General features: G+C 51.1%; 17 protein-coding genes. 2 read left to right on the top strand and 15 right to left on the bottom strand.

Annotated elements, in window-relative coordinates; genetic code table 11:
• Positions 1-151: 151 nt before the first annotated feature.
• A complete protein-coding gene (locus ABWW03_RS07595) occupies positions 152-1,141 on the top strand; it encodes a GlxA family transcriptional regulator (protein WP_353407443.1) in 990 nt (329 codons plus the stop codon).
• 27 nt (positions 1,142-1,168) lie between these two features.
• Here the strand turns inward: ABWW03_RS07595 and ABWW03_RS07590 are convergent, their stop codons facing one another.
• The 15 genes from ABWW03_RS07590 to ABWW03_RS07520 all read right to left on the bottom strand — a co-directional run bounded on the left by ABWW03_RS07590 (position 1,169) and on the right by ABWW03_RS07520 (position 15,006).
• Positions 1,169-2,209 (bottom strand): hypothetical protein, encoded by a 1,041-nt coding sequence (locus ABWW03_RS07590; protein ID WP_353407442.1) that lies wholly within the window; start codon positions 2,207-2,209, stop codon positions 1,169-1,171.
• Positions 2,210-2,399: 190 nt separating this feature from the next.
• Positions 2,400-2,840, bottom strand: a complete 441-nt coding sequence (locus ABWW03_RS07585; protein ID WP_353407441.1) for an Hsp20 family protein — start codon at positions 2,838-2,840, stop codon at positions 2,400-2,402.
• Between the two features lie 218 nt (positions 2,841-3,058).
• Positions 3,059-4,108, bottom strand: a complete 1,050-nt coding sequence (locus tag ABWW03_RS07580; RefSeq protein ID WP_353407440.1) for a hypothetical protein — start codon at positions 4,106-4,108, stop codon at positions 3,059-3,061.
• Positions 4,109-4,265: 157 nt separating this feature from the next.
• Positions 4,266-5,105: a glycosyltransferase family 2 protein gene (locus ABWW03_RS07575; RefSeq protein ID WP_353407439.1), complete on the bottom strand. Its 840-nt coding sequence runs from the start codon at positions 5,103-5,105 to the stop codon at positions 4,266-4,268.
• A 4-nt stretch (positions 5,106-5,109) separates the two neighbouring features.
• Positions 5,110-6,156 carry a dTDP-glucose 4,6-dehydratase gene (rfbB, locus tag ABWW03_RS07570; protein ID WP_353407584.1) on the bottom strand — a complete coding sequence of 349 codons (1,047 nt, stop codon included), beginning with the start codon at positions 6,154-6,156 and terminating at the stop codon, positions 5,110-5,112.
• Between the two features lie 7 nt (positions 6,157-6,163).
• The gene (gene rfbD, locus ABWW03_RS07565; protein WP_353407437.1) at positions 6,164-7,045 is read right to left on the bottom strand and encodes a dTDP-4-dehydrorhamnose reductase; all 882 of its coding nucleotides are present in this window, start codon (positions 7,043-7,045) and stop codon (positions 6,164-6,166) included.
• 16 nt (positions 7,046-7,061) lie between these two features.
• Positions 7,062-7,646: a dTDP-4-dehydrorhamnose 3,5-epimerase gene (gene rfbC / locus ABWW03_RS07560; RefSeq protein ID WP_353407436.1), complete on the bottom strand. Its 585-nt coding sequence runs from the start codon at positions 7,644-7,646 to the stop codon at positions 7,062-7,064.
• Positions 7,646-8,548, bottom strand: coding sequence for a glucose-1-phosphate thymidylyltransferase RfbA (gene rfbA, locus ABWW03_RS07555; protein WP_353407435.1), 903 nt, complete (start codon positions 8,546-8,548; stop codon positions 7,646-7,648). Before rfbA ends, rfbC begins: the two co-directional genes overlap by 1 nt.
• Before the next feature lie 115 nt (positions 8,549-8,663).
• Positions 8,664-8,957 carry an integration host factor subunit beta gene (ihfB, locus tag ABWW03_RS07550; RefSeq protein WP_353407434.1) on the bottom strand — a complete coding sequence of 98 codons (294 nt, stop codon included), beginning with the start codon at positions 8,955-8,957 and terminating at the stop codon, positions 8,664-8,666.
• Positions 8,958-9,124: 167 nt separating this feature from the next.
• Positions 9,125-10,810 (bottom strand): 30S ribosomal protein S1, encoded by a 1,686-nt coding sequence (gene rpsA / locus ABWW03_RS07545; RefSeq protein ID WP_353407433.1) that lies wholly within the window; start codon positions 10,808-10,810, stop codon positions 9,125-9,127.
• A gap of 260 nt (positions 10,811-11,070) precedes the next feature.
• Positions 11,071-12,285, bottom strand: a complete 1,215-nt coding sequence (locus tag ABWW03_RS07540) for a hypothetical protein (protein WP_353407432.1) — start codon at positions 12,283-12,285, stop codon at positions 11,071-11,073.
• A gap of 64 nt (positions 12,286-12,349) precedes the next feature.
• Positions 12,350-13,033 carry a (d)CMP kinase gene (gene cmk / locus ABWW03_RS07535; protein WP_353407431.1) on the bottom strand — a complete coding sequence of 228 codons (684 nt, stop codon included), beginning with the start codon at positions 13,031-13,033 and terminating at the stop codon, positions 12,350-12,352.
• A gap of 8 nt (positions 13,034-13,041) precedes the next feature.
• The gene (gene pyrF, locus ABWW03_RS07530) at positions 13,042-13,749 is read right to left on the bottom strand and encodes an orotidine-5'-phosphate decarboxylase (RefSeq protein WP_353407430.1); all 708 of its coding nucleotides are present in this window, start codon (positions 13,747-13,749) and stop codon (positions 13,042-13,044) included.
• A gap of 87 nt (positions 13,750-13,836) precedes the next feature.
• Positions 13,837-14,232, bottom strand: coding sequence for a hypothetical protein (locus tag ABWW03_RS07525; RefSeq protein WP_353407429.1), 396 nt, complete (start codon positions 14,230-14,232; stop codon positions 13,837-13,839).
• Between the two features lie 123 nt (positions 14,233-14,355).
• Entirely contained in the window at positions 14,356-15,006 is a 651-nt protein-coding gene (locus ABWW03_RS07520) for a YigZ family protein (RefSeq protein ID WP_353407428.1), read from the bottom strand.
• A gap of 120 nt (positions 15,007-15,126) precedes the next feature.
• Between ABWW03_RS07520 and ABWW03_RS07515 the strand changes: the two genes are divergently transcribed.
• The gene (locus ABWW03_RS07515) at positions 15,127-15,462 is read left to right on the top strand and encodes a DUF3703 domain-containing protein (RefSeq protein ID WP_353407427.1); all 336 of its coding nucleotides are present in this window, start codon (positions 15,127-15,129) and stop codon (positions 15,460-15,462) included.
• The last annotated feature ends 21 nt before the right edge of the window (positions 15,463-15,483 follow it).

The raw sequence follows: 15,483 nt of genomic DNA, 5'->3' as shown, positions 1-15,483 counted from the left end.
CAATATGACAACAATTAAGACCGGTATGACCATAACCATCCACGCGCAACTTTAGCCAATATTACAGGCATAGTGGCCAAGACCTGTTTTCAGGCGATTTAGGTCACTGATTTATAACGTTTTTGGGAATTGGAAGAGCCAGGAATACACCGTGCCTACTATTACCTTTGTCTTATGCGATCACATGCTGGCCACCGGGACGACGCTGCCCATCGAAATGCTGCGAGCCGCTGAATCCGCCGCTCTGGCCCAAAATCGCCGCGCCGAACGCCTCAATATACAAACCGCCGCCATTGAGCGTAAGTCAGTAATGACTCGCGCTGGCTTTGCATTTCAGCCTGACCTGAGCCTGCCCGAGGTCGGTGAAAGCGATATGATTTACCTGCCGGCGCTATGGCGTAACCCCAGACCCCTGATGAAGCGACACCCCCAATTGCTCAGCTGGTTACGCCAGCACTATGAAAATGGCGCCACGATCAGCGCTGTCGGCACGGGTTGTTGTCTGCTGGCCGAAGCTGGACTCCTGGACGGCAAACCCGCTACCACGCACTGGCACTACTTTGATCAGTTTCAGCGTGACTATCCCCAAGTACAGTTGAAACGCCAGTATTTTATCACCCAGGCATCCAACCTTTACTGTGCCGCCAGCGTTAATGCCTTGGCCGACTTGACCGTTCATTTTATTCAGCGCCTGTACGATCGCCCAACCGCCAACCATGTTGAACGTCATTTTTCCCACGAAATTCGACGCTCTTATGAGGAAAGTGGTTTCTTTGAAGGGTGCTCCAACAATCACCCGGATGAAGATATTGTTCAGGCCCAGATCTGGCTTCAGGACAATTACGGCAAGGAAGTTAAACTCAGCGACGTCGCCGAAAAATTTGATATGAGCGTGCGAACTTTCAATCGCCGCTTTAAAAGCGCAACCGGAAAATCACCTCTGCAGTATTTGCAGGAAGTGAGAATTGAAACCGCCAAGGATTTACTGAAAACCAGCAATCTTTCGATCAATGAAATTGCATTTCGGGTAGGCTATCAGGATATGGGGCACTTTACCGGGCTGTTTAAAAAACTGCTGGCAACGACCCCGAGCGAATACCGCACCACCGTGCGTGCGAAATTATTCTCAGTGAATCAATAAGTTCGGGCTTGCCCGAACTTATGTTGTTTACTTCTCAACAAGAGATTTCTTGTAGTAGTGCAAGATTCCGCGTGATGCCGACTTAGCCTGATAAATAAAGACGTACAGCTGACCATCATCCGCCTCCGGTAAGTCTCGTTTAAACCGGTTCTTTGCGACCTCAAAAAATTGCTGGCCTGCACTGACTCTCGCTTCAGCTCGGTAGTAATTCGCTCCCATAAAAGTAAATGGAACACCGACTAACTGCGGCCCTTTCAGTGAGAGGCGTTTATACAGGGGGCGTCGCCCGGGTTTATCTGCAATTTGCTGGTTTACTTCCGCCAAGAGTTCTTCAGCCTGACGTTTTGCAGCTTGATCCTCAGCACTCAACTTAATGGCTTGAGTCACTGGATCTTTCTTTGCCATGGTTTGCGTCAGTTTTGCTTTTTTGGCTTCCGCCTCACGCTGCTGAGCCAGCTTCAGTTCGTTTTCACGCTGCCGTTTTTCTTGTTGAGCAACTCTGGCCTGCTGCTCCAACTTGGCCGTTGCCGCAACAGCGGCTTGTTGAGCCTGTTGTTTCTCATCCTGCAGTGTCGCTTGCAATCGCTGCACATCGGCTCGCCCTTTTTTTAACTGAGCTTGCAGAGCCTTTTGTTGTTGGATATTACGTTCATTGCTCAGCAATAACTGTTGATGCTTGCCCTGGATACGTTCAACTCGCTTACTGCGGTTTTTCACCCCTCGCTCGGCCATGGCATAGCCATGCTCAGCTTTTCGCAAAGCACGATCAGTATCTTGATTCGGGTTCGCCTCGTGAGCCACCTTGCTCTCTTGCAGGAGCGTCTGGGCCTGGGCGGCATCACGGTTGGACTGCGCCAAATCCTGCTCAGCGTCTTCCAACTTGCGAGCAAAACCTTCTAATTCTGCAGCAAGCTCTTCACTGAGGGTTTCGAGTTGGGGGAGGCGTCGTTGAGCCTGCTGGATTGCGGTCTCGGCCTGGGTAAGCTGTTCTTCAATGGATTGGGCAAAACTGTTTGTGCAGAAAACACACAATGCTATCAAAATAGCGGCTATGGCTGTGGCATTCATAACATGTCACTGTATATTTTAAGAGTTAAAAACCTGGGCAGTACCCTAACGTCTTAGGTGACAAATTATAATAGGCGAATATCACCAAGCTCTATGGCAAAAACAATCACCCTATGAGACAGGCGTCACAAAAAAGCCCGCATGAGCTATGCGGGCTTTGTTTGCTGTTCAGGCCAATGAGCAGCGAGACTTAGGACTCAAGCAATCCTGACGTTGAGATTGCGATGCTTCTAGGCTTCATCGCCTCCGGTATTTCCCGGCGCAAATCGATATGCAAAAGACCATTTTCCATATGCGCATGCTCAACACGAACATGATCCGCTAATTGGAAACGACGCTCAAAGTTACGCGCTGCAATGCCTTGATGCAGATAGGTCTTTTCTTCTTTGGCGGCTTCTTTCTTGCCGGCAATGGTTAATTTGTTCTCTTCAACCTCAATTCCCAATTCCGCTTCGGCGAAACCTGCCACGGCCATCGTGATGCGATACTGATCATCACCGGTCAGCTCGATGTTGTAGGGAGGGTAACTGGGTTGGTTCTGTTCGGTCGCTGTCAGGCTATCGAGAATATTGGCCATACGATCAAAGCCAATCGACGAACGGTAAAGTGGTGACAAATCGAAATTACGCATAAGAAATATCCTTAACAATTAAGCAATATTGATTGTTTGCCAGACCTTAGGTCCTGGCATTGAGGCACAACGTGTGCCAGCTCCGACCCCCATCAGGCGGGTCTGTTATCAATATGGGGCTGAGTTCTGAGATATCAAGGCTGGGGAAAAGCTTTTTGACGAAACGGGGCTCAACGAGAACCGTTGAGCCCATTGAGGGGGCGACTCGCGGTGATGAGTTATTGCAACAATGACTTACGATACATGCTCAAACGAGGCTTGCCTTTGCGGCTGGTATCGTACAAGAAAACATACACCTCACCTGCATCCGATGAAGGAATAGTCCCGCGATAATGGTGAGAGCCCACCTTAAACATATGACGTCCGCCGGTAACCGCCGACTCAGCGCGATATTGGTGGTTACCTAAAAACTGAAATTCAGCATCCACCGATTCACTTCTGATCCGCAGGTTTTTATACAGCTGGCGACCCGATGGCTCTGAGCTCGCCAAGGCTTCTGATAAACGTTGCTCTTCTGCCTTCGCCTGTTGTCTGGCCAGCTCATCCAAGGCGGCCATTTGATCTTTGGCTTCCTGTTCTTCAACAGCCGGTTCCGGCTTCGGCTCTTCAACTTTAGGCTGCTCTTGTTTGGGTATATCCACTTGCGCCAACTTTGGAGGCTCAGCGACAGGCGCCTGGGTTTTAACCTGAGTTTTGGCGAGGGTTTGTTTCACCTGAGGCTTGGGTTCGGGTCGAGCATTTGCCTGGCGTTGCTGCTCGGCTTTGGCAACGCGAGCCGCCTTAGCGGATGCTTCATCGCGCAGACGGGCAATCTTGGCTTCCTGTTTGGCAATGTTACTGCGGCTCTTGCTTAATTGCGTGCGCGCTTTGGCCAGTATGTCCTGCTCCTGAGTCAACTTGCCCTCAATTCGCTGGATACGCTTGTGGCGGTTTTTTACCCCACGTTTGGCCATAGAAACCGCGTGCTCAGCCAGTTTACGCTGGCGAGCCATTGTCTCACCACCGGATCGGGCGTCCGCCAGCTCCTGTTCTTTGTCTTGCAGCTCGCGTTCCGCATCGACTAAATCATCCTGGGCATCTTGCAGCTTGCGCTCGAAGTCCAGCAATGATTGTTCTTTATCCTGCAACAACAATTGCTGATTTTCAGACACTTGCTGCAGACGTAATAGAACGTCCTGCTCGACGGACAAATCGGCCGCAGCCAGAGCTGTACTGAATGAAAGAGTTAAGGCGCCGACAACGGCACCGAAAAGAATATTGAATCCCATGGGTGTCACCTACATAGCTATGTAGGTCTAACGAAGCTCACCCTGCCCTACTCAGCAATTATGAGCAAACCTTCGCGGTTTTGAGACCTGCTTCACACTTTTTGTTTGGAGGGGTTTTTGCGCCACCACTTTGGCCCTTCAAGAATGCCCCTTTAGGTTAAAAACGCCAACCATAGCGGCAATAAAAACGCGCTGCCGAGCACACAAAATACCACTGGTGTTGCAGGGTTTTTCCGGCAACACCGCCGCCGTCATGCCGAATGTGTACCGAGGGCTCATAACGCAGTCGCCAAGACTTGGCTCGCAGTCGCTCGCACAGGTCGAAGTCTTCGAAATAAAGGAAGTAACTGATATCAAACCCCCCAATCTCCTGCAGTGCCGATAATCGGCAGAAATAAAAGCAGCCTCCAGCCATTTCTGCATCGAATGCCTGTGTTGGATCTTGTTCAGCATACACATAATGCCGCTGTTGCTCGGGCCATATCGATGCCTTCAAATAGCGTCCCATCAGAATTCTCAGGCCCGGATAGCGCTTTGCGACATGTGGCACAGCCTCATAGTTGTCGAGAATCTGAGGACTCAGCAGAGCCACATCAGTTTGCTCTCTCATGCACGCGTAGCTTTCCAACAAGGCTGTCTCAGCGAGATAGACATCCGGATTGAGTACGACATGAAATTGATTGTCTTCGCGTGAGGGATCACTGGGGATACTTTCCAAGGCCTGGTTGTGCGCGTGCCCATAACCTTTATTCGCCGGACTCTTAATCAGCTCCATGCTCATGCCGGTTGGCCACTCACTGGCTGAAAGCTGTTCTTCAAGGGAAACCCAATACGCATCGTTCACGCTGTTGTCTACGATCAAAAACCGAAGATTGGACGATGGCCAAGATTGGTAAAAGTGGGCGAAAGATTTCGCCACACTTTGGAGGTGACGTACAACCATATCAAGAGGACTGTGGTACAAAACCACCGATGCGGTCAGTTGCACGCCAGGCACAGAATCAAGCCTTCAATGCTTCAGCCAGATACCAATCCAGCGTTTTGGCGATACCAGTTTCGAAGGTTTCTTTCGGGTGATAGCCCAGCTCAGCATGGCATTTGCTTGGATCGATCGCGTAACGACGATCGTGTCCAGCTCGATCGGTCACAAAACTGATCAACTCTCTGGCTTTTCCCCCCTTCGCAACCGGCGAATCGCTGAAGCGTTCGAGGTACTTGGGTTCATCTTGCAGCTTTTTATCAATCAGGTCGCAAATCAATTCAACAATGTGGAGATTGGCCCACTCGTTCTCCCCACCCACATTGTATACCTCACCGTTCTTGCCCTTCTGCAAGATCAGATCAATGGCATAGCAGTGGTCGTCCACATACAACCAATCACGAATATTCATTCCATCGCCATAAATAGGCAATGCTTTGCCGTGCAGGATGTTGTGAATGATCAGCGGAATCAGCTTTTCTTTATCCTGCCTCGGGCCATAGTTATTGGAGCAGTTACTCGTGCTCACATTCAGGCCATAGGTGTGGTGATAGGCACGAACCAAATGATCGGAGGCTGCCTTGCTCGCCGAATAAGGCGAATTTGGAGCATACGCTGTTGTTTCACTGAACGCCGGATCTTCAGATTCCAGGCTGCCATAGACCTCATCAGTCGACACATGATGGAAACGATGGCCCGGTTTTTCCTGATCGACCCAATACTGCTTCGCCAGCTTCAATAAATTATGGGTACCCATGATATTGGTCTGAATAAATGCATCCGGCCCAGTGATGGAACGATCCACATGGGACTCGGCGGCAAAGTGCACAACATGATCAAAATCATACTGGGCAAACAGGTTTTCCAAAAACGGGTAATCACAAATATCGCCGTGTACAAAGTCCAGGCCCGACTGCTCTTGCAGCTCGCTTAAATATTCCTGGTGGCCAGCATAAGTCAATGCATCCAGAACAACGATTTTGTCGTCAGGGTGTTGCTTGGTCCAGTAATGACAGAAGTTAGAACCAATAAAACCAGCGCCGCCGGTAACCAAAAGTGTTTTCATAATTCAGTCTCTAGTGCTTTTCTTGCTCACCAAGTTTGTCCAACATCTGCGCCAACGCCGTACGCCAATGCTGAGGCTCAACATCGACAGCGGCATAGCTCTTGCTGCAATCAAGAACGCTATAGTGTGGACGCTGAGCGGGTGTTGGGTACTGTTCCGAACGAATCGGGGTCACATTCGGCGCTTGAGCCAACAGCCCCTTATCGACCGCCAGCTCAAAAATACTGTTGGCAAAATCATACCAACTGCATACACCAGCATCACAACAATGGAAAATTGTCTGCTCGCAGGCATTGTCCATCAACCGCCAAATAAACATCGCCAGGTTACGAGCGTATGTCGGACTGCCGATTTGATCAGCCACAACCGTGAGTCGATCCCGGTCACGCCCTAGACGCAACATGGTTTTGACAAAGTTAGCGCCGTGTTCGCTGTACACCCAAGCGGTTCTGATAATACGAGCGTAGGGCGATCTCAGTGCCGCAAGCTCGCCTTCGCGCTTGCTACAACCATAAACACCGAGCGGCTGGCATTCAGTATCGGTTTCATAGGGTCTCCCCTGCTCACCAGAAAACACAAAATCCGTCGACACTTGAATCAGTGGGCATTTGTGTTCAAGGCTGTATCGCGCGAACTGTTCCACTGCACCGCAATTCACCGCTTGCGCGAGATCACTCTCAGACTCTGCACGATCAACGGCGGTATACGCAGCCGCATTGATAATGTATTCAGGCTTGTGATTACGCAGATAATGATCGAGTGATTCAGAGTCAGCCAGATTTAACTCTTCACGCCCTGGACATAAGAGCGTGTCGCTCCGCCCGGTTTCTGCAGCGGTTTGCTGAAGGTGGTAACCCAGTTGCCCGGTGGCACCGGTAATAAGAATTTTCATCCTGCGTGCCTACCCGTTAACCCTTTGACGCGGTGGTCAACTCGCGGCTTAAAAAGCTGGGCGCCTGATCCAGCGGAAAGCCTTCCTTATCTTTTGCCGACAAGCTGGGTACATCCAATCCCGCTTCCGCCAACGGCCAGTCAATTCCCACACTGGGATCATCCCAACGCAGAGAGACTTCGCTCTCAGGGTGGTAATAGTCTGTGCACTTGTATACAAACTCCGCCATATCGCTCAACACCAAAAAGCCATGAGCAAAACCCGGGGGCACCCAGAACAGGTGCTTATTGTCTTCAGATAGCCGAGCGGCGGCGTATTGACCAAAGCTTGGTGAGTCCCGTCGCATATCAACCGCAACGTCATAGACATCACCGCGTACCACCCTCACCAACTTGCCCTGGGTGTGCTCCATTTGATAGTGCAAACCGCGTAACACGCCCTTCGATGAAGAACTGTGATTATCCTGTACAAAGTTATAATCCAAATCGCGCTCGGAAAACCAGGACTCGCGAAATGTTTCTAGAAAAAAGCCACGCTCATCACCAAACACCCGAGGTTTAAACAGCAGCACATCTGCAATATTCGTTTCTTGGCAATCCATTAAAATACCTGATCTTCCAACACATCCAACAGGTATTTGCCGTAACCACTCTTTTCGAGTGGCTTAGCCAACGCTTTTAATTGCTCTGCATCGATATAACCCATGCGGTAGGCAATTTCTTCAGGACAGGCGACCTTCAAACCCTGGCGTTTTTCCAGAGTGCTGATGAAATAACCCGCTTCCAGAAGATTATCGTGGGTACCGGTATCGAGCCAGGCTGCGCCTCGACCTAATAATTCAACCGTCAATGTGCCGTCATCCAAGTAGGCCTTATTTACATCGGTAATTTCCAGCTCTCCGCGATCGGACGGCTTGATGGACTTGGCGATATCAATGACGCGGTTGTCGTAAAAATAAAGGCCGGTAACAGCATACTTGGACTTAGGCTGGGAAGGCTTTTCTTCAATGGACAACACCTTGCCTTCCGGGCTGAATTCCACCACGCCATAAGCGCGAGGATCATCTACGTGATAACCAAAAACAGTCGCACCACCCTCTTGAGCACAAGCGCGTTGCAAAATATTCTGGAAATCTTGCGAGTAAAAAATATTGTCGCCCAAAACCAGGGCGCAATCGCTGTCGCCAATAAATTTCTCACCAATGATGAACGCCTGTGCCAGGCCATCAGGAGACGGCTGAACCTCATATTGGATATTCAATCCCCATTCTTTACCATCACCCAGCAGCTCTTCATACGCGGGCAAATCACGCGGTGTTGAAATCAGCAAAATATCGCGAATACCCGCCAGCATCAGTGTGCTCAAAGGATAATAAACCATGGGCTTATCGTAAATTGGCACCATTTGCTTACTGATTGAACGGGTAATGGGGTAAAGGCGAGTGCCCGAACCACCGGCCAAAATGATCCCTTTACGGCCATTCGGGTTAATGGAGTCTGTCATGTATATACATCCCGATAATTGGTTCGCCCACTGAGCTCAGCAGGCGGCAATAAGACGATAATGGGCAGAAATGCCCTAATAAAAAATATAGGCGTGATTTTACAGCAGTGAGGCGCTAAGAGCGATGCAAGCCTTCGTTAACTCGGTCGCGTAATTCCTTACCCGGTTTAAAATGAGGCACATGCTTACCCTCCAATTCAACCGAGTCCCCGGTCTTCGGGTTCCGTCCTACACGTGATTCCCGATAATGCAGTGAAAAGCTGCCAAAGCCGCGAATTTCGATGCGTTCACCGGTCGCCAACATCTTGGAAATATATTCCAGCATCAATTTTACCGCCAACTCCACGTCCTTCTGAGACAGTTGGTCTTGATGTATGGCTATTTTGTCGATCAATTCTGATTTGGTCATGGCACACCTTCAGTCAACCTGAAATATCTACCGCTCGGCAACAATAACCCGATAAAACATTAAAAATCAACAAGTTAAGTAAAATTAAAACCGACTTTCCTAAAATTGACCCCTAAAAACAAAAAAAGGCGGGTCAAAACCCGCCTTTTTCAGTCAAAATCAAGCAATTACTGCTTGTCTTGGCTCGCCATTTGCGCCTTGATCAGGTCACCAATGGTAGCAGGAGCAACCTGCTCAGCTGACTTCGCCGTGTGCTCTTTAATTGCACTCTTCTCGTCATCGTAGTCTTTCGCTTTGATAGACAGGTTAATCGCACGGTTCTTGCGGTCAACGCTAACGATCTTAGCTTCAACTTCTTCGCCTTCTTTCAGCACGTTACGGGCATCTTCTACCTTGTCACGGCTGATTTCAGACGCTTTCAGCACAGCTTCAACGTCATCGGCCAGAACAACAATCGCCGCCTTGGCATCAACTTCTTTCACGGTACCAACAACGATGGCGCCTTTGTCGTTCTGAGCAACGTAGTCAGAGAACGGGTCCGCATCCAACTGCTTGATACCCAGAGAGATACGCTCGCGCTCAGGGTCAATTGCCAGGATAACTGTTTCCAGCTCATCGCCTTTCTTGTAGTTGCGAACGGCTTCTTCGCCAGCTTCGTGCCAGGAGATGTCAGACAAGTGAACCAGACCGTCGATACCACCTTCCAGACCGATAAAGATACCGAAGTCCGTAATAGACTTGATCTTACCGGTAACTTTGTCGCCTTTAGCGCTGGTGCGTGCGAAAGCATCCCATGGGTTTTCTTGACACTGCTTGATACCCAGAGAAATACGACGACGCTCTTCGTCGATGTCCAGAACCATCACTTCCAGCTCGTCGCCAACATTAACGACTTTAGATGGGTGGATGTTCTTGTTAGTCCAATCCATTTCAGAAACGTGAACCAGACCTTCAACACCCTCTTCCAACTCGGCGAAACAACCGTAGTCGGTCAAGTTGGTTACCACAGCCTTGATGCGAGCACCTTCTGGGTAACGGTTAGTGATCTGAATCCATGGATCTTCACCCAACTGCTTCAGACCCAGAGATACGCGGTTACGCTCACGATCGAACTTCAATACTTTAACGTCGATCTCGTCACCAACATTAACAATCTCGCTTGGGTGCTTGATGCGCTTCCAAGCCATGTCAGTGATGTGCAACAAGCCGTCAACGCCACCCAGGTCAACGAAGGCACCGTAGTCAGTCAGGTTCTTAACGATACCCTTAACCGCCATACCTTCTTGCAGGTTGGCCAGCAGCTCTTCACGCTCAGCAGAGTTGGCGTGCTCCAGAACCGCACGACGAGAAACAACAACGTTGTTGCGCTTCTGATCCAGCTTGATCACTTTGAATTCTAACTCTTTGCCTTCCAGGTGAGCGGTTTCGCGAACAGGGCGAACATCAACCAAAGAACCAGGCAAGAAGGCACGGATGCTGGAAACGTCAACGGTGAAACCACCTTTAACCTTACCATTGATAACACCGGTAACCACTTCATCGGCTTCATGAGCCGCTTCCAGAACAGTCCAAGCTTCAGCGCGCTTGGCTTTTTCACGGGACAGACGAGTTTCACCGAAACCGTCTTCAACACTTTCCAGTGCAACCTGAACTTCGTCGCCAACGGACAGGGTCAGCTCACCGCTTTCGTTCAGGAATTGGGCCGCAGGAATCACGCCTTCAGATTTCAGGCCAGCGTGAACGGTTACCCAATCTTTGTCTACATCGATAACTACGCCGGTTACGATTGAACCGGGGACCATATCAACGGACTTTAAACTTTCTTCAAATAATTCTGCAAAGCTTTCGCTCATTACAATACCTATAGATAAAGGTGGTTACGGCGGTCAGTAACAAATGCCTTTAACCACTCTGCCACGCGGCCAGTCGCATGGGTCTGTTAATGAAATTGAGGGTAAACATTGCTGGCATTACCCCCGTCGCATCGGCCTAGTTCGCTTGGCACGAAATTGCGAGGGGCGGAGACTAACAGAAAGCAGGCTGAATTTCAACGAAAACCCAGCAATGACAGGGGCTTAGATAGGAAACCGAGCCCAGTCGCGAAGTCATACCGCTATGCGGATGGCTTCACTCCGGAATTTGTGGGTTTCGGCTTTTGATTACGGCGCCCCATACCCCAGGATTTGCAGGTTGGACAGAGCCAATAGTGCTGCTGGGAGCTGTAACCACAGCCGGAACAGATATGCGGCATATGAATGGCTTGCTGCTGCAGCACATAGCCTCGCAAGAGAGGACGCAAGGGGGCCATTTTCTGGTCCGCATCCTCCAAAATGCCCGCAAGCGCCTCGCCGGAGCCGGACGCCTCAAACATTTCCTGAAGATAATCCCTGGCCTGCTCCGGGGAAATTTTCTGCAATTCGCCATAAACCGCGCCCAACAAAGGCTCAACACCGTGTCGGACGCTGATTTCACGCAATTCCTGAAGCACCTGCTCAGAACGGCCGGACTGCTCATAAATCTGCAGCAGCAACGCCGCCATTGGCTCCCAAATATCGCAGCCGGCCAAAATCAGCTTGATCAGCTTCTTACGAGCGGCAACATGATCACCGCTCAGCAGCTGCAACCTCACTTGCAGTAGCTGGGCGCGCTGAGAGCGCTTGTCGAAGGCCAACGCAGCACGCAACTGACGCTGCGCCTCCTGATAGGCACCTCGAGCAATGGATTGCTCCGCCAGCTCGCAACTGAAGTGACTTTGTTGATTTGCCCACTCCTCGGTCGCTCGCCCAAAACGGCGCTCCGCATGACGATTAATCACTTCGATGGCCTTCTGCCATTCCTTCTCTTCACGATACAGTGCCACCAAATGTTCCAGCGCCTGCTGGCGAATGTAAGGGTCCTGCGCTTTAAGCGAATCCCTTAACAAGGCTTCTGCACGGTCCAGCAGTCCGGCAACAACATAGTTGATTGCCAGCTCAAGCTGAACGAGGTCGACATCGTCTGCTTCAAGATAAGGAGAAGCCAATAAGCTTTGATGGGTACGAATAGCGGAGGAAATCTCGCCATTTTTACGCAGCATGCGCCCCAATGAGAGATGGGTTTGCAGAGTCTGGCGACTCACCGGCAAAGCATCAATAAACGCTTCCGCTGCCGCATCACCCTCTTCATTCAAAAGAAAATTCAATCCGGATATGTACTGCTGGGCCTTACTATCAAAAAGCACATGACGGTCCTGCCGGCGTCGGCGAGACTTTTTGCGCTGCACACGCCTGCCAATCAGATAGGCAGCCAGCAACAGCAGCAGCAATAAAGGCAAAAGCCAGTAATCCATTTCTATTCTTGCATCCTTATCGTGGGCAAGCTCAAATCATCGGTATTCTTTTAAAGCAAGCAAATCAACGGCGACTACGGTACAGCGATAACACCTCTTCGAGCACCTCAGCAATGCTCATCTCACTGCTGTCGAGCAACACGGCATCACTCGCGGCCTGCAAAGGCGAACTGCTTCGCTCACTGTCTTGTTTGTCTCTGGCCTCAATGTCTTGCAAAATTTTGTCGTAGTCAAAGTGCTCGCCGGTATTGCTCAGTTGCAGTTGCGCCAAACGACGTCGTGCGCGCTCCTCGGCACTCGCCGTCAGAAACACTTTCAATTGAGCTTGCGGAAACACCGTACTGCCCATATCACGACCATCCGCCACCACGCCGGGAGGCTGTGCAAAATCGCGCTGGCGCTGCAACAGCGCATCACGAACTGCAGGCACCGCCGCAACCGCGGAAGCGTCCATCCCAGCCTGCTCAGTGCGAATCGCCTGGCTCACATCCTGACCCGCCAGGTAAATGGTGACACCCGCTTCGGTGGAACGGAACTCGACATCCAGTGATCTTGCTACATCACCCAGCGCGGTAGAATCGCTGAAATCACATTGGTTTAGACGCGCCGCAAGCCCGGTTAAACGGTACAGGGCACCGCTGTCGAGCAAAGCAAAACCCAATTCATGAGCCAGCTTGGCTGAAACCGTGCCTTTACCCGCACCACTGGGGCCATCAATCGTAATGATAAATGCCATCTGCTGAACCATGCCCAAACCTAAACCGCGTTCGCGGAGGAAATATCACTTAAGATGGCAGCACAGGCCTCGGCGGGATTCTCCGCCTGAGTGATTGGACGACCAATCACCAGATAATGACTCCCCGAATCCAGCGCCTGGCGAGGCGTCACAATGCGACGCTGATCATTGGCAGCGCTGCCCGCGGGGCGAATACCAGGGGTCACGAGACAAAAGTCACTGCCCGCCTGTGCGCGCAGTGATGCGGCTTCCTGGGCGGAGCACACCACCCCGTCCATACCAGAGCTTTGGGCCAACTTGGCCAGCTTCAGCACCTGTTCCTGAGGTGATACCATCACTCCCAAGCCTGCCAGGTCATCGGCATCCATACTGGTCAATACCGTGACAGCAATAAGAATCGGTGGCGCCGTAAAATTCAGCAACTCATTGCGCGCGGCCTCCATCATGCGTTGACCACCACTGGCGTGCACATTAACCATCCACACCCCCAAATCAGCGGCGGCTTTGACGGCCTTCGCGCAGGTATTGGGAATATCATGAAATTTCAAATCCAGGAACACATCGAAATCGCGCTTCATTAGCGCCTCGACCACCGCCGGACCCGCACGGGTAAAGAGTTCCTTACCGACTTTTAAGCGGCATTGGGTAGGGTTTAAGCGATCTGCCAAGGCAATGGCATCACTGGCATTGTCGTAATCAAGTGCGACAACAATCGGGGATTGACTCATATTGAAATCAGGCTCTACACAGGTCTATTTGCGGCGCCGATTTTAACAGCTTTCCTGACAGAGTTTTAGCCTGCCCCCGGAATACTTTTACGTTGGCGACCTGCACAGTTTTTTATTCAGCAACATCAGTCTTGGAAAGTCGGCCTTTTTCACTTTGCGATAGCCGTCTTTTTTTAATTTCTGCAAGGCCAGATTCAAACGCTGCCGAGCTTGTTCTGGCGTATTAAACGGTCCCAGCTGCTGAATCGCAAACCCGTCCTTCTCAACATGGCCATAAGGGCTGTAAGCCGCTTCAAGGCCAAGCTGGTACATGCGCACACCGGAGCTGCGAAAAACCTTACCGGCCGCCGGATCGACGCCAAAATCCAAAAACGAATAATACTGGCACTTGGCCGATACCGACGCTGCCGACAACAGCAAGGGCAGCAGCGACAGACACATCGCATAATGCCTGAATTCAGACCGCGACAAAAACTTCTTCATACAACAACTTACCTCTAACATCACGCAGCCAGCTTAAGGGCCTCAACTTAACCCGGTGTGAATCCCAATCCGGTGTCCATTCAAGACCCTAAGCGTTCCATATCGTTCACAAAGTGTAGCCGCTCACTCGTCCTCGAAAGCGCAATTAATCTGAAAATGATGACTGAGCCAGGTTTTAAACGCTGGAATTTCCGGTTTTGGGAGGGAGATCCTAAATTGCGCGGAACGGTCGTACTGCTGCTCGAGCACCACACCCTGATGCTGCTCCAGGAAACGCCGCAAGGCGGGCTCCAAGTCATACGGGCAATCGAGCGTCAGGAGCTGCCTGGGCACAAAGCACGCCAAAGGACATCGCTCAATGGCCTGTTGAGTCGCCTGGGAATAGGCCCGTACCAGCCCTCCGGCTCCGAGTTTAATCCCCCCAAAGTAACGCACAACAATGGCCATCGTGTTGCCCAAACCGCGATGCTGCAACACATTCAGAATGGGCTTGCCTGCCGTCCCGGAGGGTTCACCATCATCGTTAAATGCCTGGGATATGGCTTGGCGAGGCGAGCCCAGAATATACGCCCAGCAATGATGACGCGCATCAGGGTATTGCTCCCTGGCCGAGGCAAGCACAGACATAGCTGCCGCCCGATCCGATACCTCATGCAGCTGGCAAATAAATTCGCTCTTTTTAATTTCGTAGCAATGCTCGAAAGTTTCGGCCGGAAGATAGAACTGACCGTTTTGCCCTGAATCAGTACTGTCTCGGGGAGTATCGTTCGACATGGGTAAAGCAGCTAAACCAAAGGGGCGCCGATCATAACACAAAGCCCTTGACCTTATAGCCGCTGGAAGCCCGACACTCTGCCCAACAATGCACACAAACCAAGCCGGGAGATCCGAGCCATGAACCCAAAACGAAAAGCCGCCTTTGATGATTGCCTGAATGACGCCAGACGACTGTTCGATCAACAGGAATGGGAAGCCTGTTTTTATCAGCTGGAAAACGCCCATGTGCTCGGCCAAAACAGCATCGGCGCGCACACATTAAGTCACTATTGGATGCTAAGAGTGGGCTGGAAGCAGAAAAGCTGGAAAGACATTTGGGGACAAATGTTCCGCATGATCGCGAGCCCACTCATTACCCCTTTGTGGGTGCCACAGGGCAATACCGGCGGAGCCAATGTCAGTGCCTTGAAAGCCATGCCCCTGCGCGAGGAGCTGAAGCCCTATTTTCAATAGGGCCTCCCGGTTTAAATAGCG

This window comes from Pseudoteredinibacter isoporae, from assembly GCF_040372805.1.
GTDB lineage: Bacteria > Pseudomonadota > Gammaproteobacteria > Pseudomonadales > Cellvibrionaceae > Pseudoteredinibacter > Pseudoteredinibacter isoporae_A.
Note: the sequence above shows the minus strand (reverse complement) of the source record. Positions and strands in the feature narration are given on the sequence as shown.

Bases quoted from the DNA above. Each gene is read 5' to 3' on its own strand.
- ABWW03_RS07585 (WP_353407441.1), bottom strand. From the start codon at position 2,840: ATGCGTAATTTCGATTTGTCACCACTTTACCGTTCGTCGATTGGCTTT.
- cmk (WP_353407431.1), bottom strand. From the start codon at position 13,033: ATGGTTCAGCAGATGGCATTTATCATTACGATTGATGGCCCCAGTGGT.
- ABWW03_RS07525 (WP_353407429.1), bottom strand. From the start codon at position 14,232: ATGAAGAAGTTTTTGTCGCGGTCTGAATTCAGGCATTATGCGATGTGT.
- ihfB (WP_353407434.1), bottom strand. From the start codon at position 8,957: ATGACCAAATCAGAATTGATCGACAAAATAGCCATACATCAAGACCAA.
- ABWW03_RS07590 (WP_353407442.1), bottom strand. From the start codon at position 2,209: ATGAATGCCACAGCCATAGCCGCTATTTTGATAGCATTGTGTGTTTTC.
- rfbC (WP_353407436.1), bottom strand. From the start codon at position 7,646: ATGGATTGCCAAGAAACGAATATTGCAGATGTGCTGCTGTTTAAACCT.
- ABWW03_RS07540 (WP_353407432.1), bottom strand. From the start codon at position 12,285: ATGGATTACTGGCTTTTGCCTTTATTGCTGCTGCTGTTGCTGGCTGCC.
- rfbD (WP_353407437.1), bottom strand. From the start codon at position 7,045: ATGAAAATTCTTATTACCGGTGCCACCGGGCAACTGGGTTACCACCTT.
- ABWW03_RS07515 (WP_353407427.1), top strand. From the start codon at position 15,127: ATGAACCCAAAACGAAAAGCCGCCTTTGATGATTGCCTGAATGACGCC.
- ABWW03_RS07520 (WP_353407428.1), bottom strand. From the start codon at position 15,006: ATGTCGAACGATACTCCCCGAGACAGTACTGATTCAGGGCAAAACGGT.
- pyrF (WP_353407430.1), bottom strand. From the start codon at position 13,749: ATGAGTCAATCCCCGATTGTTGTCGCACTTGATTACGACAATGCCAGT.
- rpsA (WP_353407433.1), bottom strand. From the start codon at position 10,810: ATGAGCGAAAGCTTTGCAGAATTATTTGAAGAAAGTTTAAAGTCCGTT.
- ABWW03_RS07580 (WP_353407440.1), bottom strand. From the start codon at position 4,108: ATGGGATTCAATATTCTTTTCGGTGCCGTTGTCGGCGCCTTAACTCTT.
- rfbA (WP_353407435.1), bottom strand. From the start codon at position 8,548: ATGACAGACTCCATTAACCCGAATGGCCGTAAAGGGATCATTTTGGCC.